The following is a 22,964-nucleotide window of genomic DNA, read 5'->3' on the forward strand; positions in this document are numbered from 1 at the left end:
GGGGACTGCCGCGTTTCTGCGTGGGTACGCGAGCGCCGTAAAGGTGTCGCGTCGCCGTAAAGGTGGCGCACGGTGTCGCGTACACCGAAGTAAAGGGCGCATTCACGCACAGTGAAGCGGCAGCAGACAACGATGTCAGTCAGGTGATTGTGTTCATGGCGGAGACGGCTCCCCTCACAGACGCACCCCAACGTGGCGGTAAAGCTGTAGGCATCTCCATTGCCGCCGCGGTCGGCGGTTTTCTTTTCGGCTTCGACTCGTCCGTCATCAACGGCGCGGTCGACGCACTGGGCTCACATTTCCATCTCGGCACGTTCCTCTCCGGCTTTGTCGTCTCCATCGCTCTGCTGGGCTGCGCGGTAGGTGCCTGGTACGCGGGGCGGCTGGCGGACAGCTGGGGACGCCGGCGTGTGATGGTGCTGGGCGCGGTGATGTTCATCATCAGCTCCGTGGGGTCGGCCACCGCCTTCTCCGTGGCCGACCTCATGGTGTGGCGGGTGGTCGGCGGGCTGGCCATCGGCGTCGCCTCCGTGATCGCACCGGCGTACATCTCCGAGGTGGCGCCCGCGAAGGGGCGCGGCGCTCTGGGGTCCCTGCAGCAGCTGGCGATCACCGTCGGCCAGCTGGTGGTGCTCAGCTCCAACAAGGGCCTGGCCGGCGCCGCGGGCGGCGCCTCGCAGAACCTGTGGTTCGGCATGGCGGCCTGGCGCTGGATGTTCCTGGTCGGTGTCATCCCGGCACTGGTGTACGGCCTGCTGGCCATGCTGATCCCGGAATCGCCCCGCTACCTGGTACTGAAGGGCGAGTACGGCAAGGCGGCCGGAGTGCTCCAGCGGGTGACCGGTGAGAGCGACCCCGAGGGCAAGGTCGAGGAGATCCGGGAGACCCTGGACAAGGAGCACCGCAGTACGTTCGCCGACATCCGCGGCAAGCGGTTCGGCCTGCACCCGCTGGTCTGGGTCGGCATCATCATGGCCGCGTTCCAGCAACTGGTCGGCATCAACGCGATCTTCTACTACTCGACCACTCTCTGGAAGTCGGTCGGATTCAGCGAGTCCAGCTCGTTCACCACCTCGGTGATCACCGCGGGGATCAATGTGGTGATGACCGTGGTCGCCATGCTCTTCGTGGACCGGGTCGGCCGCCGCCGGCTGCTCACCGTCGGCTCGCTCGGCATGTTCCTGTCGCTGCTGCTCACCGCGGTGGCCTTCTCCCAGCAGCACGGCAGCGGAGACCATGTGTCGCTGCCCAGCCCCTACGGGCCGCTGGCGCTGGTGGGTGCGAACGCCTTTGTCGTCTTCTTCGCGCTCTCGTGGGGCCCGATCCTGTGGATCATGCTGGCTGAGATGTTCCCGAACCGGATGCGCGCGATGGCACTGGCCATCGGCACGGCGTCGAACTGGGTCTTCAACTTCATCGTCACCTTCGCTTTCGAGCCGATGACCCGCCAGGTCGGCCTCTCCTGGCTGTACGGCACGTTCGCCTTCTTCGCCCTGGCCTCGTTCTTCTTCGTACGCGGCAAGGTCCCGGAGACGAAGCAGCGGGAACTGGAGTCGATGACCGGCGAGACATATCAGCGCCCGCCGGCCGCGCGGGCACCGTCCGCCTAGGCAGTGTCTTCAAAGATCTTGCCAAGATGGCGCGGTAGCTGAGCATGATGCCTTGGTGGAACATCTTTCTGTCGACGTGCGCGCTTCGCTCCGGCTCTTCGCTTTCTACTTGGCGAACGGCACCCTCGACCTGGACCTGCTCGAAGGGTTTGACTATCGCTCGACCGTTTTTCACTCCGGCTCCTCGTTGGAACAGGTCTTCGCGATCTATAGCAATGTGCTGCAAATCGACACCGACGGCATGGTGCTGAACGACGGAGACGCGCAGTACCGGGTCGCGCAGTGGGTCCGAGTGTGCTGCGACCCGAGCTATCGGGTCGAGCCGCCCTTCGATGCCTGGGAGACGGAGCTCCATCTCTGATGACCCGGCGTTCACCGTCAGAACATCACGCCCACATCAGGAGCGACGCGAGAGTGACGGCTGCATGGAAGGACTCCGCGGTCTTGTCGTAGCGAGTGGCGATGCCGCGCCACTGCTTCAGCCGATTGAAGCAGCGTTCCACCACGTTTCGCTGCTTGTAGCGCTGCTTGTCGAAGGCCGGTGGGCGCCCGCCGCGACTGCCGCGCCGGAGCCGGTTTTGGACCTGGTCGGCCCGCTCGGGGATGGTGTGACCGATGCTGCGTCGTCGCAGCCAGGTGCGGATGGCCCGGGAACTGTAGCCCTTGTCGCCCAGCACGTGGGAGGGTCGTACTCGGGGCCGCCCCGGGCCGATGCGAGGCACTCGTATCGCTTCAATCACCGCAGTGAACTGGGTGCAGTCATTGGTGTTGCCGCCCGTGAGCGTGAAAGCGAGCGGACGGCCGGCACCGTCGCAGGCCAGATGGATTTTGCTGGTCAGGCCACCTCGGGAACGTCCGAGTGCGGGGCTGCGGAGCCCCCTTTTCGTGCCCCGGCGGCGTGCTGGTGGGCGCGGACGACGGTGGAGTCGACCGACACGAGCCAGTCGACGTCCCCGTCCGCGTCCGCCCCGGCCTGGGCGGCCTGCAGCATTCGCTCGAACGTTCCGTCCAGAGCCCACCGCCGGAACCGGGTGTGCAGTGTGGCCCACGGACCGTACCGGTCGGGCACATCCCGCCAGGCCACCCCCGTCCGGAACTTCCACACGATCCCGTTGAGCACCATGCGATCGTCCAGCCGCTTCCTACCCCGCAGCGGCCTGGGCAGCAGGGGCCGGACGAACTCCCACTCGGCATCCGACAGTTCATGGCGACGTATCACGACACCATGATCCACCAGCGGTGATCATTTGAAGACACTGCCTAGTAGGGCTTTGTTACGTCTCTAGGCAAGTGGGCGCGTTGGTGGTTTCCTGCTGGTATGAGGGCGAATGAACTCGCAGCGTGCCGGGGCCGGTTGGAGGAGTTCGCTGGGGAGGTGTTCGCGCCTTTGGCGCGTGCTGATCAGCGGGTGAAGGGCGGGCTGTATCTGCGGGGTCTGTTGCTGGACGGGCGTCGGAAGTCGATGCAGCCGATGGCCGGGCGACTCGGGGTGGACCATCAGCAGTTGCAGCAGTTCATGACGTCGTCGACCTGGCCGGTGGACACGGTTCGTGCCGGATTGGCCCGCCGGGCGGTGGCGGTGGTGCGTCCGCAGGTGTGGGTGGTGGACGACACCGGGTTCCCGAAGGACGGGACGTCCTCGCCCGGGGTAGCCAGGCAGTACTCCGGCACCCTGGGCAAGGTCGGGAACTGCCAGATCGGGGTCAGCGTCCACGCCGCGTCCGACACCGCGTCGTGCCCACTGTCCTGGCGTCTGTTCCTGCCCGGCAGCTGGGACGGGGCCGAAGCTGCCGGCCGTCGGGCCCGCTGCCGCATTCCTGATGAGCAACAGCACCGGCCGAAGTGGCGGCTCGCGCTGGACATGCTCGACGAACTGGCGGCCTTGGGGTTGCGGCCCGCGGTGCTGGTCGCGGACGCCGGCTACGGAGCGAACGCCGACTTCCGCCACGGCCTGGAGGACCGCGGCCTCGCCTACGCCCTGCAGGTCAAGGGCGAGATGACCGCCCATACCGAATCGGCCGTGCCACACCAGCCGCCCTACGGCGGGCTCGGACCGCGTCCGCTGCCCCGCTACCGGACCCGGCCCATCAGCCTGCGCGAACACGTCCTGGCCGCCGGACGTGCACGAGCGGTCACGGTCACCTGGCGCAAGGGCTCCAAAGCAGCCATGTCCGCCCGCTTCGTGTTCCTGCGCGTCCGCCTAGCCGGCCGCCGCCCGAAACCCGCCCCGGACGGTGCCATCGCTCTTCGGTGGTTGATCGCGCAGTGGCCCGAAGGGGAGAACGAGCCGGTCAAGTACTGGATTTCCAACCTTCCGGCCGACATTCCGGCCCGGGACCTCGTCCGCCTCGCGAAACTACGGTGGCACATCGAACACGACTACCGCGAGCTGAAAACGACGCTCGGACTCGACCATTTCGAGGGCCGCTCATTCACCGGCTGGCACCGCCACGTCACCCTCGTCACCGCCGCCCACCTCTTCCTGACCGAACAGCGGTCCTCCCCAAAAGCCCCTGCCAGGGCCTGACCCTCTACCAGGCCCTGGCACTCCTCCAACACCTGTTAGCCACCTGGACCGGAACCTGCCCCACCTGCCGACAACCCACCCCATGGCAGACCTACGACACCACCTAACAAAGCCCTACTAGGGGCTGTCCGGCACTGCGATATCGGCGCCCGGCCGGTAGCCGGGCGCCGATACCTGTCAGAGCGGGATCAGGTCAGTTCAGGTCAGTGGGCTGCTCTCACAGCGTGGACAGCCGCACGCACTCCGCCATCGCGCGGAGCCCGGCATCGTTGGGGTGCACCGTGTCGCCGCTGTTGTAGGCCGGCAGCAGGCGGTGCGGGTCGGCCGGATCGCGTACGGCGGCGTCGAAGTCGATGACGGACCCGTCGGCGTCGCCGCTCCGGATCCACTGGTTGACCTCGGTGCGGATCTTCTCCGCACGCGCGTCGAGCTTGCCGTTGGGCGTGATCGTGGCCAGATGCACCCGCGCGCCCGCGGCCCGGGCCCGAGCGGCCAGCCGGCCGAACCCCGCGATGAGCTGCGATGCGGTCAGCGGCTCGCCGGGGTGCACACCGGCGTTGCTGCCGAGGTCGTTATTGCCCAGCGAGACGATCACATCGCGCACCGCCGGGAGGGTGAGGGCGTCCCGGTCGAAGCGGGACTCGGCGCTGCGCCCCAGGTTGTTGGCGCCCGCGCCGGTCGGTCCCGCGTCGGTCAGCAGCCGGTTGCCGCCGATCCCGGCATTGACCACCGAAAGGCGCCGGGACGGCGGCAGTTGGGCCAGCCGCCGGGCGAGTACGTCAGGCCAGCGCTGGTTCGTGTCGGTGGTCGTCGCCCCGCCCTCGGTGATCGAGTCCCCGAAGGCGACGACCGTCCCTGCCGCCCGGGCTCCCGCGACATCCACCGCCCGCAGGAAGAACCACGACGTGGTCCGTTCCGGGAAGGCGGCCCCGCTCGCGTCCGCCGTGTGGTCGCCGGAGGTCGAGATGTAGCTGGTCTGACTCGCCCACGGATGCCATGTCGTGGGACCCGTGGTGGTCGGCAGCCGGAAGCTGACCACCAGGTCCGTATCCGCCCGTACGGACAGCCGGACCGGATCCGTGACCGCTTCCGCCCCCACGGGCACCGTGGTGGACGGCTCATGGAGGAAGGTGGCACGGCGCAGGGTTCCGGGCACGACCGCCGCGTCCTTCGCGCGCCGCGCGACCGTCACCGGACCGACGTCCAGGGGGCGTTCACCGTACGCGTTGGAGAACCGCAGCCGGAACTGATCGCCGCCTGCGGACAGATGGACGACCATCCGCAGGGTCCGGTCGGTGAAACCCTCCGCCGACTGCCCGCTGCTGCCGGGCGGTGTCAGGGCCGTCGTCCAGGCCCCCACCCACGGCGCCGGGTGCGTGTCGGGGAGTACGGACCGCGCCGGCACGGTCGTCGCATCGGCCGCCGACCGTACGGGGCGGCCGGGTGAACTCACGTCCGCTGCCCGCGCGTCCACCGCCACCCCCATCAGCAGCAACGCGGCGACAGCAGCCGCGGAGCGCCTGAGGCGGAGTCTCCCCAACCGCAGTATCAGAGCCGTCCTCGTCATCGGGTCCCCTCCCGCTGCACCTTGAGTACGACCGGATAGCCCGGCCCGGCTCCCGGCGGTCCGGACGCGGGCAGGTCGATCTCGATGGCGCCGGCCGTACGCCGCCAGGCGAGGGGGCCGCCGCGGTGACCGAGCAGCCGGATCACCGAGCCATCGGCCACCGGAAGGTCGGCCGGCACCGTGAGCCGGGTGCCCGGCCAGCTCAGCGGCACGATGTGGAACGCGCCGTCGGAGCCGACCGTGTAACGCAGCTCGCCGTCGTCCGCGCGGGACCACGGTGTGGATCCGTAGACGGCCTCACCGTTGACGTCCAGCCAGGCACCGATCGCCAGCAGGCGTTCGCGCTGCCAGTCGGCGATGGTGCCGTCGGCCCGTGGACCGATGTTGAGCAGCAGAGTGCCGTTCTTGGCGACGATGTCCACGAGAAGCTGGACCAGCTTCTCCTTGGTCTTGATCTTCGAAGTGGGGTCCATGTACCCCCAGGACCTGCTCATCGTCACGCAGGCTTCCCAGGGGGCGGCCTGCAGCGTGTACGACTTGTCGCCCTCGACCGTCAGGTAGTCGGCGTGCGAGGCGATGAAGCGGTCGTTCATGATGACGTCCTTGGGACGCGCCCGGTTCACCGCGTGGTTGTAGAAGTCGGCCATGATCTCGTCGCTGCGCCAGTCCCACTCCGGGGGCCGGAAGATATGTCCCGCGCCGCCGTCGAAGTTGTGCGTGCCCTGGCCGTCGCCCCACAGGACGTCCGGGTCGTAGCGGTCGATGAGGGTGCGCAGATGGACGTGCTCGTACTCCGCGACGTAGTCACGGACCGGCTTGTACCCGGTGTACGGCACGGGCTCGCGGGTGTACGGATTGAGCGGCGGCGTGCCGAGCGCCGGGTTGTAGAACTCGCCGAGCGAGTAGTAGAGACCGCGTTTGAGCTGTGTGTGCCGGGCGGCCCCGAAGAGCTCGCCCACCAGGTCGCGCTTGGGTCCCATGGCGGCCGAGTTGCGGTTCGACGCCCTGTTGGGGAAGAGCTGGAAGCCGTCGTGGTGCTTGGAGGTCAGCACGAAGTAGCGTGCGCCGGCCCGCTCGAAGAGCCGTACCCAGTCGTGCGGGTCGAACCGTTCGGCACGGAAGCGCGGGATGAACGCGTCGTACGGGAAGTCCGCCCCGTAGGTGGCGCGGTGGTGGTCGTGGAGCGTGCCCTTCTCGAAGGCGTTGAAGCCGTACAGGTACCACTCGCTGCTCCACGCGTCGTCGCCCCAGTGGGGCACCGCGTACACACCCCAGTGGATGAAGATGCCGAACTTGCCGTCCGAGAACCAGCGTGCGGTGGGGTGCTGGGAGAGCGACCCGGGTGTGGGTTCGTAGGGGCCCGGGCAGCGGCCCTCCGCCGCACCGGACATCCGGAGCGCGGCGGCGGTTGCCCGGCCGCCCAGCGCGGCCGCCGCCCCGGCGCCGACAGCGCCGGCGAGGAGCGTTCTGCGGGGTAATGACTGCCTGTTGCTCATCCGTCATCCTCACTTCGGGGCCGATCCCCGGGCAGGCGTCAGAAGGCTGTGCGGTCACGTGTGTGACAGGCGTTCCTGTCTCTGAACCGCTTCCGGCATAGTGCAGGTGCATCCGCGGGAGCGGAACCCCCTGCGCGGAAAAACATCGGATGTCAACACGCCTTGCGACGCCCGAAGTTGCGCTTCTCGCCCTTCAGGGGGCGGATACATCGGGCCGGGAGATCAGTGTCGTACCGCGGCCGTCACAGGCCCTCGTTACCGCGCAGCTCCTCCACCGCGGTACGGGCGGCCGCGCCGATGACCGCGTCGGCCCGCGGCAGTGTGCTGTCGGCGCGGGCCGCCTGGGTGAACACCACGGCGGTGTAAGCGCTGCCGTCGGCGAGTTCGACCACTCCGGCTTCGTGGCGCATCGACCCGAACGTCCCGGTCTTGCCCGACACGGTCACGTCGTCGTAGGGGAATCCGGAAGCGAGCCGGTGCGTCCACGGCTGCTTTCCCATGACGTCGCGCATGAACGCACAGCTCTCGGCGGAGGCCGCCCGGCCGGTCCAGATGGCCCGCAGCAGCAGGGCCATGTCCGCGGGTGTGGCGGATGCCTTGGACAGGGGGTCGTAGACGACCGGCGGCACCGTTGTGTCGTTGTCCGAGATCCGCTCCATCGCGTCGCGCAGCGAACCGGCCCCGGTCTCCGTCACCAGCTGCGCGAACGTGGTGGCCACCCCGCCGTGCACGGTGGTGTCCTCCATGCCGAGGTCCCGGCACAGCTCGTCGACCGCCGCGGTCCCGACCCGGTGCAGCACCGCGTCGGCTGCGGTGTTGTCGGAGATGGTCATCATCAGGGCGACCAGGTCCCGCAGTGACATGGACACCGTGTCCCGCAGGACGGAGATGCCGGTCGGGCCGGGCATCCGGTCCGACGGTTCGAGTGTCACCCGCAGGCAGGGGTCGACCGCCCCCGCGTCCACCAGCCGGCAGAACGCGGCCATCAGCGGCATCTTGTAGACGGAGCCGACGGGGACCGCCTCGTCGGGATCGACCGCGACGTACGCAGCCGGACGCCGCAGCTCCGCCACGTGCAGCCAGCCGCGGACCCCCGCGTCGGCGAACAGTCCGCGGATCGTGCGCTGTACACCGCTCTCGCGCCGGGACGCGCTCATTTCGCCGCCTGCAGAGACAGGGCCTCGACCACCAACTGCGCTGTGTGCGCCGCCCATTCGCGGTCCGGGCGCCGCGCGTCCCACACGACCCGCAGGCGCAGGGGCAGGGGCGGATCGGTGGCCCTGACGCGCTCGACGCCGTCGGCGGCCAGTGTCTCGTCGGCCGTGACCAGCACCGCCTGCCCCGCCGCGACGAGCGCCAGCCCGGCGCGTTCGTCGGACACCACCAGGGTCTCCACCCGGCGCCCTCGGCTGGCCAGGGTGTCGACGAACAGGTCGTGCGCCGCGGGGGCTTCGTCCCGCGGGCGCACGGCGACGGGCAGGCGTCCGGCCGTTCCCCTGGCCCCGGCGTGCTGGTCCGCAGGCGAGAGGATCCAGCTGGGGAAGAGCACCACCCGGTCCGCCGCCAGGCCGTGGAGTACGGCCGGGTGCCGGATCACCGCGAGGTCGAGCCGCCCCGCTGCGGTCTCGGACAGCAGCGTGACGGTCGGCGCGGTCGTCACGGCGATCCGGCTCCGCTCCCCGGCACGGACGGGCGCGGCCGCCACCGCGGCCGCGACTCTCGCCGGTACCTCGGGCGTCAGACCCAGCCTGAGCCGGCGGCCGTCCGCCTGCTCGCGGGCTCCCGCCTCCCGGAGTTCCGTGAGCGCCATCAGCGCCCGGCGGGCGTGCGGCAGCAGCAGTGATCCCTCATCGGTGAGCGTGACGCCCCGGTCGCGGTCGAACAGCCGGACGCCCAGCAGGGCCTCCAGCCGGCGCAGCCCCTGGGACAGTGGCGGCTGGGTGATTCCCACGCGCAGCGCGGCCGAGCCGAAGTGTTCCTCCTCCGCGAGCGCGACAAAGATCTCCAGATGCCGTTCGGTCAGCAACGTGCCCTCCGACGTGCGCAGATATCCATCTCGAATCACCCTGAGGCCGAGAGTGTATTCGACATGGATCCGGGCGGCCGACTTGACTGTGTGCCGTGTGGAGCCGGGCCGCCGCGTACCCCCTGCGCGGCGGCCCGTATCTCCCTGACGACGCGACAAGGAACGAGGCCACCGTGCACATCACCGAATCCGCTCCGTCCCGCCGGACCGTACTGGCACTCGGCGCCGGTACGGCCCTGGCCGCCCTGGCGCCCGCAGGCCGGGCCTACGCCGTATCGCCGGGTGACGACATCTCCGGTCGGCTGAAGGCGCTCGAAAAGGAACACTCGGCCCGGCTGGGTGTGTTCGCCCGTGACATGGCCACGGGTGCGACAGTGCTGTACCGCGCCCGCGAACGCTTCCCGGTGTGCTCGGTGTCCAAGGCCCCGGCCGTCGGGGCCGTCCTGCGCGACCTCGACCACGACGGCGAGTTCCTGGCCAAGCGCATCCGGTACACCGAGGCGCTCGTCAAGAAGTCGGGCAACGCCCCGGTCACCGGAAAGCCGGAGAACATCGCCAACGGCATGACCGTCGCCGAGCTGTGCGCCGCCGCTCTCGGTCAGAGCGACAACACCGCGGTGAACCTCCTGCTCGCCGAACTCGGCGGCCCGACAGCGGTCACCCGCTTCTGCCGTTCCATCGGGGACACCACGACCCGGCTCGACCGGTGGGAGCCCGAGCTGAACTCGGCGGAGCCGTGGCGGGTCACGGACACCACGAGCCCCGGCGCCATCGGGTCCACCATCGGCCGCCTCGTCGTCGGCTGTGTGCTGACGCCCGGTCACCGCGAGAAGCTGACCGGCTGGATGACGGCGAACACCACGGACGGCGAACGCTTCAGGGCCGGACTGCCCGCCGACTGGATCCTTGCGGACAAGACGGGGACCGGGGACTACGGCGTCACCAACGACGTGGGGGTCGTATGGCCGCCGAAGCGGCCGCCGCTGGTGCTGTCGGTGCTCTCCACCAAGCACGACCCGAAGGCGCCGGCGGACGACGCGCTGGTGGCCAGGGCCGCCGCGCTGGTGGCGGGGGTGCTGACGCCAACTGTGTGACAGGGGAGCGGTGTTGGCGGTCCTGGTGACCGCCTGAACGCCGTTGCTACTCGAACCGCGCGGTGTCGCCCGCCCCGCGGCGTACGATCTCGGGCTCGCCGTCGGAGAAGTCGATGACCGTGGTCGGCGCGGTCCCGCAGTCGCCCGAGTCGACCACGGCGTCCAGCACATGGTCGAGCCGTTCCTTGATCTCCCAGCCCTGCGTCATCGGCTCGTCCTCGTCGGGCAGCAGCAGGGTGCTGGAGAGCAGCGGCTCACCCAGCTCGGCGACCAGCGCCTGAGCGACGACATGATCGGGAATCCGGACACCGACCGTCTTCTTCTTCGGATGCAGCAGCTGACGCGGTACTTCCTTCGTCGCCGGGAGGATGAACGTGTAGCTGCCGGGGGTCGCTGCCTTGATCGCGCGGAACACGTCGTTGTCGACGTGTACGAACTGCCCCAGCTGGGCGAAGTCCTGGCACACGAGGGTGAAGTGGTGGCGATCGTCGAGGTTCCGGATCGAACGGATCCGGCTGATGCCGTCACGGTTGCCCAGTTGGCAGCCCAGCGCGTAACAGGAGTCCGTCGGGTACGCGACGAGCGCACCGGCGCGGAGACTTTCGGCCACCGTGCTGATGGTGCGCCGCTGCGGATTGTCCGGGTGCACGTCAAAATACTTCGCCATCCGTCGAGCCTACGCGGTCGGCGGCCCGGCAGGCTTCCCATCCCTGGTGGGTCACTCGTTGTGATGGTTGGGCTGTCTGTCATCCATCATCGTCGATGGACAATAGTGTGTGTCACACAGTACCGTGTCAGTCGTGACTGAATCTGAGTTGCTCGACTCGCACCGGCAGGAGTTGCGTCGCGGCTCCGTGGTGCTGGCGAGCCTGCTCGCACTACGAGAACCCGAGTACGGCTACCGGCTGCTGGATGTGCTGGAACGCGCGGGAGTGCCGGTGGCGGCCAACACGCTGTATCCGCTGCTGCGTCGGCTGGAGGGTCAGGGACTGCTGCTGAGCGAGTGGGACACGAGTCAGGCCCGGCCCCGGAAGATCTACCGGACCACCGGCGACGGCGTCCTCCTGGCGAAGGCCCTCCAGCACGAGTGGCAGGCGATCGGTATGGCCCTGGCACATCTCGACCCGGAAACCACGAAGGGAGAAAAGCCGTGACCGCCACCTTGACCGACCGCTATGTCATCAGCGTCGCGCGACGCGTGCCGGACAAGGAGCGGAGCGACATCGAGCGGGAGCTGCGCGCCGCGATCGGCGACGACATCGACGCCCGCGTCGATCGCGGGCAGGCCCCGGACGAGGCCGAGTTCGCGGCACTGAGCGACCTGGGCAACCCGGCGAGACTCGCCGCGCGTTACGTCCACCGGCCCGTCGCGCTCATCGGCGCCGACTTGTACCCGGAGTACCGGCAGGCGCTGCGCGGGGTGGCTCTGGCGGTGCTGCCCGCGGTGTACGTGGTGCTCGCGATCGTTTTCCGCGCCCGCGGGGAGAACGTCTGGGTGACGCTGTTCCGGCCGCTCGGGGACACGGTCAACGTGGCGGTCTATCTCTTTGTCTGTGTAACCGTCCTGTTCGCGGCCGTCGACCGGGCCGTGGGAGCCAAGTCCGGGACTGCGGCGGACACCGGGTGGACGCCCGACCGGCTGGCGCCGGTCCAGGTGCGCCGGGAGACCGTCCGACGGGACCTGATCGGGCTGGTCGGCAAGGCCGCGCTCGTCATCGGGCTGCTTCTGGTGCAGAGATGGGTCTCCCCGGTGAGTGACGGTGCGGGTAAGGCCGTGCCTGTCATCAACCCGGCGCTGTGGGGCGGTTGGATCCCCTGGTTCATGACCCTCGTCGTGCTCGCCGTCGTACTGCGGACGGTCGAGGTACGGCTGCGCCGCTGGAGCCCGGTGACCGCTGTCATCGGCACGGCGCTCACGCTCGCCGGAGCCGTACCGCTCGCCTGGCTGTTCTGGCAGGCGCGGGTGCTGAACCACGAACTCCCCGGTACCAACGGGGAGTTCACCACTCACGGCAGCTGGATCTCCTGGGTGGGTGTCCTCTTCGCCGCTCTGGTCGTGGTCGCCCGGCTCACCGACATCTGGCGCGGCCGCAGGCCCGCCGATGCTCACCGGCCGTAGCGCAGACCGTCCAGCAGCAGGTCCAGCATCCGCCCGGCCTGGTCGCGCTCTTCGGGTCGCCCGCAGGCGAGGAAGATACCGACCAGGCCGGCGACCACGTCCTCGGCGCGTACGTCTTCCCGGAGTGTGCCGTCGGCCGCCCCGGCGTCGAGCAGTATGCGTACGGCCGCCGACAGGTCGTGGCGCGCCTGCGAGCTGGTGACGGCCCCCGAGGCGATCACCGCGCGCAGGGCGTCGGCCATCTCCCGCTTGGTCGCCACGTAGTCGGCGAACCGGTCCATCCAGTCGCGCAGTGCCCGGTCTGAACTCCGGGAGGCGAGCAGCTCACCCGTACTGCCGCACAGGCCGCTCAACTCGGCGCGGTAGACCGCCTCGACCAGCGCCTCACGGGTGGGGAAGTGCCGGTAGAGCGTACCGATGCCGACACCGGCCTCCCGGGCGATCGCCTCCAGTGACACCTTGCCCCCGGCGGACGAGAACGAGCGGCGCGCGACCTCCAGCAGATGTTGCCGATTGCGGTGTGCGTCCGCGCGCAGAGGCTTCGAGTCGGATTCAGTCATGGCTAACCGGAGGATCCTCCGTATTCCTGTTAGTCTGCTCCTGAGCCGGAGGGTCCTCCGGTTGGTCTCGGTCGAGAATAGGCCATCACAGCCAGGAGTGCGCACGTGACGACAGCAGACGGATCCCAGCAGGCACCCGGTGGCACCGCAACGCTGGGCGGGCGGCGCGTCGCCCGGATCGGGTTCGGCGCCATGCAGCTCGCCCTGCGGCCCGGCGACCAGTCGGCCGCCGGACGGGACAGGGCGATGACGGTGCTGCGCGACGCCGTGACGAAGGGCGTCAACCACCTCGACACGGCGCAGTTCTACGGCGCCGGAGCCTGCAACGCGCTGATCCGCGATGCGCTGCATCCCTTTCCCGACGACCTGGTGATCGTGAGCAAAGTCGGTGCCCGGGACGACGGGACGGGACTGGTTGCTGCCCAGCGGCCCGAGGAACTGCGCGCCGAGGTGGAGGCCAACCTCACCGGCCTGGATGTCGAACAGCTGGCCGTGGTCAACCTGCGCCGCCTCGACGTGCCTCCCGGGCTGAGTGCCGAGGGTGACCAGATTGTCGATCTCGACAGCCAGCTCGCGGAGCTCACCGCCCTGCGGGACGAGGGCAAGATCGGCGCGATCGGGCTGAGCAGTGTCGGCCCCGGGCAACTGCGCCAGGCGTTGCCCGCCGGTATCGCCTGCGTACAGAACGCGTACAGCGTCCTCGACCGGTCGAGCGAACCGCTGCTGGACCTGTGCCGGGAGCACGGGATCGCGTGGGTGCCGTTCTTCCCGCTCGGCTCCGCCTTTCCCGGTGTCCCCAAGGTGACCGAGCACCCCGCCGTGGTGCAGGCGGCGGCTTCTCTCGGAGTGACGCCCGCCCAGGTCGGCCTGGCCTGGCAGTTGGCCCACTACGCGCAGACCCTCCTCATCCCGGGGACCTCCGATCCGGACCACCTGGACGACAACATCGCGGCCGGAAGCGTGCGTCTGCCGTCCGAAACGGTCGTCGCCCTCGATCGCCTCGCGGACTCCCTGGACTGACACGCACACACGGGTCGTGCGGGATTCAAGTGGCCCCGAAACGGGGCCCGGTGACGGCCCGTCGGCTCGGCTCAGCTGTTGAAGCCGGCGTGGACGTGGTCGTGGTGCGTGGCGTCCGAGAAGAACTGGTTCGCCGTGGCGCCGCCCCCGAGCTGGACGGGGCCGCCGACGTTGTACGAACCGGCCGCCGCGGCGTCGCGCATGAAGGACTCGATCAGCGAGCGCGGGGTCGACGCGGCGACCACGGGCCGGCCGTTGATCCGCCATACGTCGAAGGCACGGCCGAGCGGGTGGTCGCTGGGCCGGCTGGTGCCGAAGACATCCAGTGGATGCCCGGAGCGTACGACGCTCACATCGATGCGGTAACTGCCCGCCAGCCGGAGCAGTGCCGTGAGCGCGGTGGGGTGGACGGCGCCGCTGCGGATGTCGGCCGCGGAGGCCGGTGGCAGGCTGATGCGGTGGTCGGCGAGGATCTTGCGGGCCGTGTCGGACAGCGCGGACGAGGCCGGTCCCGGGGCGGCCGGGTGGAGCGCCGTGACCGACCAGCGCGGTTGCGCCCGGCTGAGCCGTACGTCCACCGTCGTACCGCCGGCGGTCACCGGCCCGCCGCCTGAGCGGGTCCACTGCCTGCACACGACCAGGACGCTGGCGGAGTTGGTCAGGATGCCGCCGTACTGCGCGTCGATGACCTGCAGGACGGCTTCGTCGGCACCGGACAGCAACGGCCCGGCCTGATCCGCGAGCGCGCCGTGCAGCCCGAGCGCGGTCACCTTGGCCCGGGCCTTCGCCACGCGGCCGCCCCCCGGCCGCCAGGTGCCCAGTGCCTCGATGAGCTGCACGGCGCGCAGCTTCACCTGGGGGTCCACGTCCGCCGCGTTCGGCCGCCAGGGCGTCGTGTGCGGCAGTGCGGCAGCCGACGGTGTGGCGCTTCCCGGGGCGGATCCCGAGGCGGTCGGGGCCGAGAGCTGCGGGCTGCGGGTGGCCGGGCCCGAGCATCCGGAGGCGGTGAGTGCGAGCGCCGCCGCGCTCAGCAGGACCGAGCGGCGACCGGCGTCCGCCGGACCGTGTGCGGTGTCGGGGGTCCGGGGCATCTCTGGCTCCTGTCTCCGTACGGTGTTGACCGTTCTGCTCGATCCGGCCCGGCCAGTGTGTCCCCGCGCCCGGCGGTCGGCTCGTCGACGACGAGCGGTTCCTCCCCCGGCGCGGTGCCGGGGGAGGGGAGGGAGAGGCGTCAGCGACGGTGCTCGAAGCGCACCGGTGCGGTGTCCTTGCTGGGGCGGTACGCGGCGGTTCCGGCGAACGTCGCCAGGTACCCGTGGCAGCGCAGGTCGGCGGCGAGACCGCCGGCCCCACGGGTCCGGTCCCGGACCGTGGCGTCACATCGCGCCACGCCCTTGCGGTCGGTGACCGCGGAGCAGAGCTTCCGGGTCCTGGCGGTGTTGGTGAACGAGACGGTCCGGCCGGTCACCGGTACGCCGTCCGCCCTGGTCAGAGTGGCCGAGAGCCCCTTGACCCGGAGGACCGGCGGTCGCAGGTGCTGGACTGCGGTGGCGGGCTCGGCCCTGAGCCGGGTGGCGATGCGCCGGGCCGCCGGGAGGATGGTGACGGCTTCGGACCGGGCGGACGCGCGGCTGGTGGCCCCGGCCGCGTTGGTCGCGGTGACCGTGAACCGGTAGGTGTCACCAGGGGTGAGGCCGGTGACCGTGATGCGAGTGTCCCGGCCCGGCGCGGTACGGACGCCGTGGGAGGAACGGGTGAGGTCGATGGCCGTCACGGTGTAGCGGCTCACCGAGGGCGAGACGCTCCCGGCGAACGACACCGTGGCCCGCCCGAAGCCGGGGACAGCCCTGACGTTGGTGGGCGGCGCCGGGGACGGCGGTACCGCTACGCCGGCCGGGGTGCTCAGGCCGGTGAAGGGGACGGTGGTCTGCCGCCGGCCGTCGGCGGGCACCTCGATCACACGGTCGTTGCCGAAATCGGCGACGAACAGATTCCTGGCACCGTCGAGCGTCAGCCCCTGCGGGCCGCGCAGACCGGTGGTGGGGACGGTCACCTGCCGGCGGCCCCGGGCCGGCAGTTTCACCACCCGGTCGTTGCCCGAGTCGGCGATGTAGAGAGCCCCGCGGGTGTCGAAGGCCAGGCCGGTCGGCTGGGAGAGTCCGACAGCGGGGACGGTGGTCTGCCCGCTCCCGTCGGCCGGCACTTCGACCACCCGGTCGTTGCTGAAGTCGGCTACGTAGAGGTTGTCGGCGGCGTCGAGGGCCAGCCCGCTCGGGTGGAGCAGCCCGGTGGTGGGAACGGTCCGCTGGGATCCGCCGTCCGCCGGTACCTCGACCACCCGGTCGTTGAAGCTGTCGGCGATGAAGAGGTCGCCCGCCCGGTCGAGTGCCAGCCCGATCGGACGGTTCAGGTCGGTGGTCGGGACATCGGTCTGCGGTCCGCCGTCCGCGGGCACCCGCACCACCCTGTTGTCGCCCGTGTCGACGATGTAGAGATTGCCCGCGGCGTCGAGAGTCATCCCGGTCGGGCGGGTCAGCCCGGTGGCCGGGACCTCCGTCTGCGAACCGCCGTCCGCGGCGAGCCGCAGCACCTTGCCGGCGGTGTAGTCGGAGACGTACAGCGGCGCACTCCCGGGCGCGGGGGCCGCGGTCACAGCAGCCTCCGCCGAATGCGCTGAGCCGAGTCCGGCCGTGCACAACAGCAGGATTCCGGCCGTCGCTGTCATCGGCCGCCACCGCGGCCGATGTCTGTTGCGGGTGGAGTGTTCTCCTGCGTGCGGGTCACCGGGCACGCTCCGGTCGAAGTGCCTGCGCGCGGTGAAGGGGTCGTGCGGGGCAGATGAGGGGTCGGGGGAAGAAGGCAGCGAAGAGCGGTTCATGACACACCCATCCGTTCTGGACGGTCGGCTCGGTGCCGTACCGGTCGGCAGGGACTGCGACCCCGCTCGCGCCGCAGACACGGAAGGGCGAGGACGCATCACCTGTGTGACGTTCCGTCAATTGACAGCGGCCGGGGGGTGGTCGGGCCAGTCCGTGTGCCGGCCGCGGTCCGTAGGCGGCGACCCTAGGAACCTGCGCTCCGCTCCCTCGTGCGCCACGCCACCGGCCATCCGCAATGCACCCCAACGGCAGGCGGCGGAGTCCGCCGGGCGGGGGCACCACCCCTCACGTATCCCGCCACCCCGGTGGGAGCCCCGTCCCGGTGAGGTGTGAGACCCACCCCCGTATGTCACGGCGCTGCCGTCCCCACCCTCGTACCGCCGACGGCCCCGCACCCGTCGCCGCGTCGTCCATGCCCCGCCGGCCGTGTGGTCACCCGTTCGGCCGGGCTGCTGCCGGTGTCCTCACCGGGCTCTGCGCACCCCTCTGAACTGCGACGATCGACCTGGTGCTGGTGTGGTCCCCACGGGAGGCCGTTGCGCCTGATGGGTGGTCAGCGAGATTCGCGGCGGTGGCTGCGCTGTGATCGGTTCTGTGGGTACGGACCCGATCGTCTGTGGCGCACCGGTGCCGCATCCGTACTCGCGGAAGGTTGGATCATGCGTCGTATACACACGCTTCTGGGTACGGCCGCTCTCGCCGCGGCCGTCGCACTGACCGCGCCCTCGGCCCACGCCGCGGTGGTGCACGCTCCGCAGACCGGCGCAGCCTGTTCGAAGGCCACATCGGACGCCCAGAAGGCCGAGGCGGAGTACCAGGCCGCGCTCAAGGACTACAAGGACCAGCTCGCCGACGGCGGCCACCCGGGCAAGGCCGAGCAGGACAACGTCGACAAGCTCCAGTCGAACGCGAACGCGCTGGCCTCGGAGGCCGCCCGTGTCTGCCCCGACGCCAAGATACCGTCGGGCACCATGCGCACCGGCAGCGGCAGCACCAGCCAGGGCGTCAACAGCACGGACATCGTGCTGGGCGCCGGCCTGCTCGCCGCCGTCGCGGCAGGCTCGCTGCTCCTGCGCCGCCGCGGCGACAGCCACCGCTGACCAGGGTCCGTCCGCCGGACACAGCCACACCGCCTCCTGTGCCCCGGCGCAGCCTGGGACACAGCCCTGGGACACAGCCCTGGGACACACTCCTGGGGCACAGGAGGCGCCGCGCGCTCCGGCCCGTACGTCATCAGGCAGGTAAAACGTGGACCGATACGTCCCGGCCGGCGTCCGCCCCCCACCCACGGAGACCACCGGCACGGTGCGCCGCGGCGGCGTAGCGATGCTGGTCACCCTGGCCGTCTGTCTGGCGGTCGCGCTGATCAGCAACGGCCTGCGGACACCGGGACCACCGCCCCAACCCGGGGCCGCCCAGGGGTTCGCCGCCGCAGGCCGCCCACCCGGCGGGGACGGTTCCGTTTCGCCGGCGGTCGCGCCGCTGCCGCCCTCCGTACCCGAGCGCGTGCGCATTCCCGCGCTGCGGGTCGACGCACCGCTGATGCCGCTGGGCCTGGAGGCGAACGGCAGCCTTGCGGCCCCGTCAAACAACGCCCGCAATCTCGCCGGCTGGTACAAGGACGGGACCAGCCCCGGAGCCACGGGCACAGCCGTCATCGCCGGCCACGTCGACAACCGGCATGGCCCGGCTGTCTTCTACGGTCTGGGATCGCTCAAGAAGGGAAACACCGTTCACGTCGTACGGACCGACGGGGTGACCGCCGTATTCACCATCGACGCGATCGAGGCCTACCCGGCGAAGGCCTTCCCCAACAAGCAGGTCTACGGCGCGGCTTCGCGGCCGGAACTGCGCCTCATCACGTGCGGCGGCGGATTCGACAAGAAGCACCAGCACTACCTCGGCAACGTCGTCGTCTACGCCCATCTCACCGGCACCGGCACCGGCACCGGCACCGGCACCGGCTGAGGCTAGGTGCTCCGTGCCGGTGTACCGAGTCCGGCGAGCCCGGCCAGACGCCGCGCCTGTGTGCGGGTGTCGCGGGCGACGGCGTCCTCGTCGACGGTGACGAGATGGCCGTCCTCCACGACCGGCTCGCCGTTGACCAGCAGCAGAGTCAGCGGGGCCGGGGCGCCGAGCACGAGGGCGGCGACCGGGTCGGCGATGGAGGAGTGCAGCAGACCGTCGAGCTTCCACAGCGCGAGGTCCGCCAGCTTGCCGGTTTCGAGCGAGCCGATCTCGTCCTCCCGGCCCAGTACCCGCGCACCTCCCATGGTGCCCATCCGGAGTGCCTGGCGGGTGGTGAGCGCCTTCTCCCGGTGGTCGCCCAGACGGTTGATCAGCAGGGTGTTGCGCAGCTCGGAGCCGAGCTGGCCGCATTCGTTGGACGCGGAGCCGTCCACGCCCAGCCCCACCGGGACTCCGGCCGTGAGCATGTCGGGGACGCGGGCGAGGCCGGCGGCGACCCGCGCGTTGGACGACGGGCAGTGCGCGACGCCGGTACCGGTGTCGGCGAAGCGGGCGATGTCGGAGTCGGACATATGGATGCAGTGGGCCATCCACACGTCCGGGCCGAGCCACCCGGTGGACGCCAGCAGCTCGGTCGGCGTCATGCCGTACCGCAACATGCAGTACTCCTCCTCCTCGCGGGTCTCGCTGCCGTGGGTGTGCAGCCGAACACCCTTGGAACGGGCCAGCGTTGCAGCTGAACGCAGCAGCTCGGACGAGACCGAGAAGGGCGAGCAGGGTGCGACACCGACGCGGAGCATCGAAGCGGGGGACGGGTCGTGCCAGCGGTCGATCGCCGCCTCGGTGGCGAGCAGCGCCTCCTCCGTACTCTCCACCGCGAAGTCCGGCGGCAGCCCGCCGTCCGACGCGCCCCGGTCCATGGAGCCGCGGGTGGGCGAGAAACGTACGCCCATGTCCGCTGCGGCGCGGATCTCGGCACCGAGCAGATCACCGGCGCCGCGAGGGAAGACGTAGTGGTGGTCCGCGGCGGTGGTGACCCCGGACAGCGCCAGGGCCGCCAGTGAGCCCTGCGCCGCGGCGTGCACCATCGGCTCGTCGATCCGGGACCAGACGGGATAGAGGCTGACCAGCCAGTCGAAGAGGTTGCAGTCCTGGGCGAGACCGCGGGTGATCCACTGGTAGAAGTGGTGGTGTGTGTTGACCAGCCCGGGGGTCACCAGATGCCCGTCGCCGTCGATGCGCCGGACGACGTCCGTCAGGTCCGCGGGCGCGGGTCCCGGCCCCACCGACTCGATACGGTGACCGGCGACCACGATGTGGCCGGAGGTGTACTCGGTGCCGCTCGCGTCCATGGTGGCGAGGGCGCAGTTCTCGATGACAAGTCGGTTGGCCGGCACGGTCGTTCCTCTCTTCGGTGCTCCGGTGCTTCGGTGTTCTTGGGTGGGCATCAGGGGGCGGTCCGGTGGCCGGTACGGCGGCGCGGCACGTGGTTGAACAGCAGATTCAGGCCGAAAGCGCAGACCGCGGTGCAGGTGATGGCGCTGCCGAAGACGATGCGCGCACCGGCGGGCAGCCGGTCGTAGATGTGCGGTGCGGTCACCGGCACCATCCCGGCGACCAGGGAGACGGCGACGATCAGCAGGTTCGATGTGCCCTCGAAGTCGACGTGGCGCAGGATGCGGATCCCGACGCCGGCCACCATGGCGAACATCACCAGCGCCGCAGCGCCCACCACCGGATCGGGCAGCATGGCCACGAGGGAGCCCAGTCGCGGGACACAGCCCAGCACGATCAGCAGGGCTCCGGCGACGGCGGTGACCCAGCGGCTGCGGACCCGGGTCATCTCGACCAGCCCCAGGTTCTCCCCGAAGACAGTGTCCGGAAAGGAGTTCATGACCCCGCCGAGCACCCCGGAGAGCCCGTCGGCGGCCAGCCCGCGGGCGAGGTCACCGGTGGTCAGGGAGCGGTCGGTCATCTCCGCCACCGCGAGCATGCTCGCCGTCGACTCGGTGAAGATCACCAGCATGACCACACACATCGAGACCACCGCGGCCACCGGGAAGTGCGGAGCGCCGAAGTGGAACGGCTCCGGCAGCCCGACCCAGGAGGCTCCGGCAGCTTCCGAGAAGTGGGCCTGCCCGAGCAGGACGGCGGCGACGGTGCCCGCCACCAAGCCCACCAGTACGGCGACTTGGCCGAGGAAGCCACGCGAGAGCCGCATCACCACGACGATCAGGGCGAGCACCCCGCCGGCCAGCAGCAGCCGTACGGGCGCCGCGTAGGCGGGGGCCGACGGGTCGTCGCCGGCCACCATCTGGGTGCCCACGCCCAGCAGCGAAAGCCCGATGACGGTGATCACGGTGCCGCCGACCAGCGGTGGGAAGTAGCGCACGAGACGGGCGAAGGGTGCCGCGACGAGCACGCCGAACACACCTCCGGCCAGCATCGCGCCGTAGACCGCTGCCATGCCGTACTGCTGCGCGATGAGGATCATCGGCGATACGGCGCTGAAGCCCGCACCGGCCACGATCGGCAGCCGCACGCCGAGGACCCGGCCCACCCCCACGCTCTGCAGCAGCGTCACGACCCCGGCCACCAGCAGATCGGCGTCGATGAGGAGGGTCACCGTGGCGTGCGACAGATGGGTCGCCGCGCCGAACAGCAGTGGTACGGCGATGGACCCCGTGTACATCACCAGCACATGCTGGGCACCCAGCAACAGGAGCGCACCCCACGCCGGGCGTTGGTCGACGGGGTGGGGCTGTGGCGTGCAGGGCTCTTCCACGGTACGGGACCTCTCCATGCGCAGCCCGGCGGGCGGCCTTCGCCGGGCGCCCGTCCGCGGGTGGGTCAGCGATCGCCGGCGAGGCCGCCCGGTCCGGAGGCGGAATCGGCGGTGGACGCGGTAGCGGATCCGGTGGCCGATCCGGTGGCGGATTCGGTGGCGGCGAGCAGCCGTGCGCTCTCCCGCTCGGCGTCGTCGTGAGGGCGCAGTGCCCGTGAGCCCGCCAGTTTGGCCGTGATGTGGTCGCCGATGGTGACCGGAGGGTAGAGCGGTTCGGCGCCCGCGGGAACACAGCCGGGCAGCGGGCTGATCACGGCGTCGTGGTTGCCGTCGTGGAAGTAGGCGGCGGACCTGCGGCGCACCAGCCGCCCCTCGGCATCGGTCGGCGGCAGCACCCGGTGCAGCGTGGAGCGCCACTGGTCATTGGTCCAACGGGCCAGTGCGTCACCGAGGTTGACCAGCAGCGCCCCTTCGGCGGGCAGTACGTCGTGCCACTCCCCGGCGGCGCCGAGGATCTGGAGCCCGGGCACCTGGTCGGCCCAGAGCACGGTGACGATGCCGTAGTCGGTGTGCGCGCCCATGCCCATCCTGCCCCGGTCCACACGCGTCTCCCCGGCGGGCAGCGCGTAGTTGTTCATACGCAGCACGTCGACGGAGTGGTCGGTGTAGGGGCGGAAGAAGTTCTCGTCGAGCCCCAGCGCATGAGCGAATACCCCGGTCAGCAGCCGCGCCAGATCTCCCGCGTGCCGGAACCAGGTGTCCACGGCCGCCCGGAAGCCGGGGACACGACGCGGATGGGGCCAGCGGTTCGCGGCGAAATGCGTGGCCGGCAGGGCCCCGCCGGTGTGCCCGGCGCCGTCCACGCCGACGTTGAAGGCCTCGAAGAGGTCCTCCGGCGAGGTCACTCCCAGACTGAGGCTGAGCTTCTCCGCTCTGGGCGGCGTGTAGCCCCGGTTGATCTCGGGCGGTGCCACCAGCGTGCGCTTCTCCTCCTGGGAGAGGGCGAAAAAGGCATCCATGGCGTCGGCCAGACCCCGCCCGGCCGCGGCGGGAATGCCGTGGCCGGTGATCTGCATGAAGCCGACCGTTCGGGCTGCCGCGTCGACGGCCGAGGCGAGTGCGGCGCGCTCCGTCGCGCCACCCTCGGCCCAGCGCGAGACATCGATGGCGGGAACGTCGAAGTCGTCATGGGCGCGGGGCCTTCGGCCATCGCGGCGCCTCCGTCCGTGCGGGTGGGGGGACAGCGGATCTCTCCACTGACTGACGGTGCGTCACACAGTGGCGGAAGCGCTGCGAGCATGTAAATGCCCGGC

Annotated in this window: 20 protein-coding genes and 1 pseudogene; 9 read left to right on the forward strand and 12 right to left on the reverse strand. The window is 70.5% G+C overall.

Annotated features, from left to right (window positions below):
• Positions 1 to 155 precede the first annotated feature (155 nt).
• Together OHB13_RS34765 and OHB13_RS34770 are read left to right on the forward strand one after the other, a co-directional pair.
• A complete protein-coding gene (locus OHB13_RS34765) occupies positions 156 to 1,610 on the forward strand; it encodes a sugar porter family MFS transporter (RefSeq protein ID WP_328379805.1) in 1,455 nt (484 codons plus the stop codon).
• Positions 1,611 to 1,665: 55 nt separating this feature from the next.
• On the forward strand, positions 1,666 to 1,971 hold the full coding sequence (locus tag OHB13_RS34770) for a DUF7677 family protein (protein ID WP_328374641.1): 306 nt from the start codon (positions 1,666 to 1,668) through the stop codon (positions 1,969 to 1,971).
• A 25-nt stretch (positions 1,972 to 1,996) separates the two neighbouring features.
• On the opposite strand, the pseudogene OHB13_RS34775 reads toward OHB13_RS34770, so the two are convergent.
• Positions 1,997 to 2,826, reverse strand: a pseudogene (locus OHB13_RS34775) (IS5 family transposase).
• A 102-nt stretch (positions 2,827 to 2,928) separates the two neighbouring features.
• On the opposite strand from OHB13_RS34775, the gene OHB13_RS34780 reads away from it, so the two are divergent.
• Positions 2,929 to 4,137: an IS701 family transposase gene (locus OHB13_RS34780; protein ID WP_328378665.1), complete on the forward strand. Its 1,209-nt coding sequence runs from the start codon at positions 2,929 to 2,931 to the stop codon at positions 4,135 to 4,137.
• Positions 4,138 to 4,354: 217 nt separating this feature from the next.
• Here OHB13_RS34780 and OHB13_RS34785 read toward each other — a convergent pair whose 3' ends face one another.
• The 4 genes from OHB13_RS34785 to OHB13_RS34800 form a co-directional block, all read right to left on the reverse strand.
• Positions 4,355 to 5,704: an SGNH/GDSL hydrolase family protein gene (locus tag OHB13_RS34785; RefSeq protein ID WP_328379806.1), complete on the reverse strand. Its 1,350-nt coding sequence runs from the start codon at positions 5,702 to 5,704 to the stop codon at positions 4,355 to 4,357.
• Positions 5,701 to 7,200, reverse strand: a complete 1,500-nt coding sequence (locus tag OHB13_RS34790; RefSeq protein WP_328379807.1) for an alpha-L-fucosidase — start codon at positions 7,198 to 7,200, stop codon at positions 5,701 to 5,703. Before OHB13_RS34790 ends, OHB13_RS34785 begins: the two co-directional genes overlap by 4 nt.
• A 242-nt stretch (positions 7,201 to 7,442) precedes the next feature.
• A complete protein-coding gene (locus tag OHB13_RS34795) occupies positions 7,443 to 8,357 on the reverse strand; it encodes a serine hydrolase (protein ID WP_266861869.1) in 915 nt (304 codons plus the stop codon).
• Positions 8,354 to 9,265, reverse strand: a complete 912-nt coding sequence (locus tag OHB13_RS34800; RefSeq protein ID WP_328379808.1) for a LysR family transcriptional regulator — start codon at positions 9,263 to 9,265, stop codon at positions 8,354 to 8,356. Before OHB13_RS34800 ends, OHB13_RS34795 begins: the two co-directional genes overlap by 4 nt.
• 134 nt (positions 9,266 to 9,399) lie before the next feature.
• Here OHB13_RS34800 and bla point away from each other — a divergent pair, with 134 nt between their 5' ends.
• Positions 9,400 to 10,320: a class A beta-lactamase gene (gene bla, locus OHB13_RS34805; RefSeq protein WP_328379809.1), complete on the forward strand. Its 921-nt coding sequence runs from the start codon at positions 9,400 to 9,402 to the stop codon at positions 10,318 to 10,320.
• 46 nt (positions 10,321 to 10,366) lie between these two features.
• On the opposite strand, the gene OHB13_RS34810 is transcribed toward bla, so the two are convergent.
• Positions 10,367 to 10,987, reverse strand: a complete 621-nt coding sequence (locus tag OHB13_RS34810) for an L-threonylcarbamoyladenylate synthase (protein WP_328379810.1) — start codon at positions 10,985 to 10,987, stop codon at positions 10,367 to 10,369.
• Positions 10,988 to 11,120: 133 nt separating this feature from the next.
• Between OHB13_RS34810 and OHB13_RS34815 the strand changes: the two genes are divergently transcribed.
• Together OHB13_RS34815 and OHB13_RS34820 are read left to right on the forward strand one after the other, a co-directional pair.
• Entirely contained in the window at positions 11,121 to 11,474 is a 354-nt protein-coding gene (locus OHB13_RS34815; protein ID WP_328379811.1) for a PadR family transcriptional regulator, read from the forward strand.
• A complete protein-coding gene (locus tag OHB13_RS34820) occupies positions 11,471 to 12,439 on the forward strand; it encodes a permease prefix domain 1-containing protein (RefSeq protein ID WP_328379812.1) in 969 nt (322 codons plus the stop codon). The genes OHB13_RS34815 and OHB13_RS34820 overlap by 4 nt, the downstream gene beginning before the upstream one ends.
• Here OHB13_RS34820 and OHB13_RS34825 read toward each other — a convergent pair.
• The gene (locus OHB13_RS34825; RefSeq protein WP_266861861.1) at positions 12,427 to 12,999 is read right to left on the reverse strand and encodes a TetR/AcrR family transcriptional regulator; all 573 of its coding nucleotides are present in this window, start codon (positions 12,997 to 12,999) and stop codon (positions 12,427 to 12,429) included. The genes OHB13_RS34820 and OHB13_RS34825 overlap by 13 nt on opposite strands.
• Before the next feature lie 105 nt (positions 13,000 to 13,104).
• Between OHB13_RS34825 and OHB13_RS34830 the strand changes: the two genes are divergently transcribed.
• A complete protein-coding gene (locus OHB13_RS34830) occupies positions 13,105 to 14,019 on the forward strand; it encodes an aldo/keto reductase (protein ID WP_328379813.1) in 915 nt (304 codons plus the stop codon).
• 71 nt (positions 14,020 to 14,090) lie between these two features.
• Here the strand turns inward: OHB13_RS34830 and OHB13_RS34835 are convergent, their stop codons facing one another.
• Positions 14,091 to 15,110, reverse strand: coding sequence for a hypothetical protein (locus OHB13_RS34835; protein ID WP_328379814.1), 1,020 nt, complete (start codon positions 15,108 to 15,110; stop codon positions 14,091 to 14,093).
• 140 nt (positions 15,111 to 15,250) lie between these two features.
• Positions 15,251 to 16,672, reverse strand: coding sequence for a virginiamycin B lyase family protein (locus OHB13_RS34840; RefSeq protein WP_328379815.1), 1,422 nt, complete (start codon positions 16,670 to 16,672; stop codon positions 15,251 to 15,253).
• 885 nt (positions 16,673 to 17,557) lie between these two features.
• On the opposite strand from OHB13_RS34840, the gene OHB13_RS34845 reads away from it, so the two are divergent.
• Together OHB13_RS34845 and OHB13_RS34850 are read left to right on the forward strand one after the other, a co-directional pair.
• Complete coding sequence (locus tag OHB13_RS34845) at positions 17,558 to 17,998, forward strand: hypothetical protein (protein WP_328379816.1); 441 nt, start codon at positions 17,558 to 17,560, stop codon at positions 17,996 to 17,998.
• A 226-nt stretch (positions 17,999 to 18,224) separates the two neighbouring features.
• Entirely contained in the window at positions 18,225 to 18,866 is a 642-nt protein-coding gene (locus OHB13_RS34850) for a class F sortase (RefSeq protein ID WP_443063008.1), read from the forward strand.
• A 2-nt stretch (positions 18,867 to 18,868) separates the two neighbouring features.
• Here the strand turns inward: OHB13_RS34850 and OHB13_RS34855 are convergent, their stop codons facing one another.
• The 3 genes from OHB13_RS34855 to OHB13_RS34865 all read right to left on the reverse strand — a co-directional run bounded on the left by OHB13_RS34855 (position 18,869) and on the right by OHB13_RS34865 (position 22,895).
• Positions 18,869 to 20,314, reverse strand: coding sequence for an 8-oxoguanine deaminase (locus tag OHB13_RS34855; protein ID WP_405755109.1), 1,446 nt, complete (start codon positions 20,312 to 20,314; stop codon positions 18,869 to 18,871).
• On the reverse strand, positions 20,314 to 21,651 hold the full coding sequence (locus OHB13_RS34860) for a nucleobase:cation symporter-2 family protein (protein ID WP_328379819.1): 1,338 nt from the start codon (positions 21,649 to 21,651) through the stop codon (positions 20,314 to 20,316). The genes OHB13_RS34855 and OHB13_RS34860 overlap by 1 nt, the downstream gene beginning before the upstream one ends.
• Positions 21,652 to 21,716: 65 nt before the next feature.
• A complete protein-coding gene (locus OHB13_RS34865) occupies positions 21,717 to 22,895 on the reverse strand; it encodes an isopenicillin N synthase family dioxygenase (protein ID WP_328380461.1) in 1,179 nt (392 codons plus the stop codon).
• Between the last annotated feature and the right edge of the window lie 69 nt (positions 22,896 to 22,964).

The organism is Streptomyces sp. NBC_00440 (assembly GCF_036014215.1).
Lineage (GTDB): Bacteria > Actinomycetota > Actinomycetes > Streptomycetales > Streptomycetaceae > Streptomyces.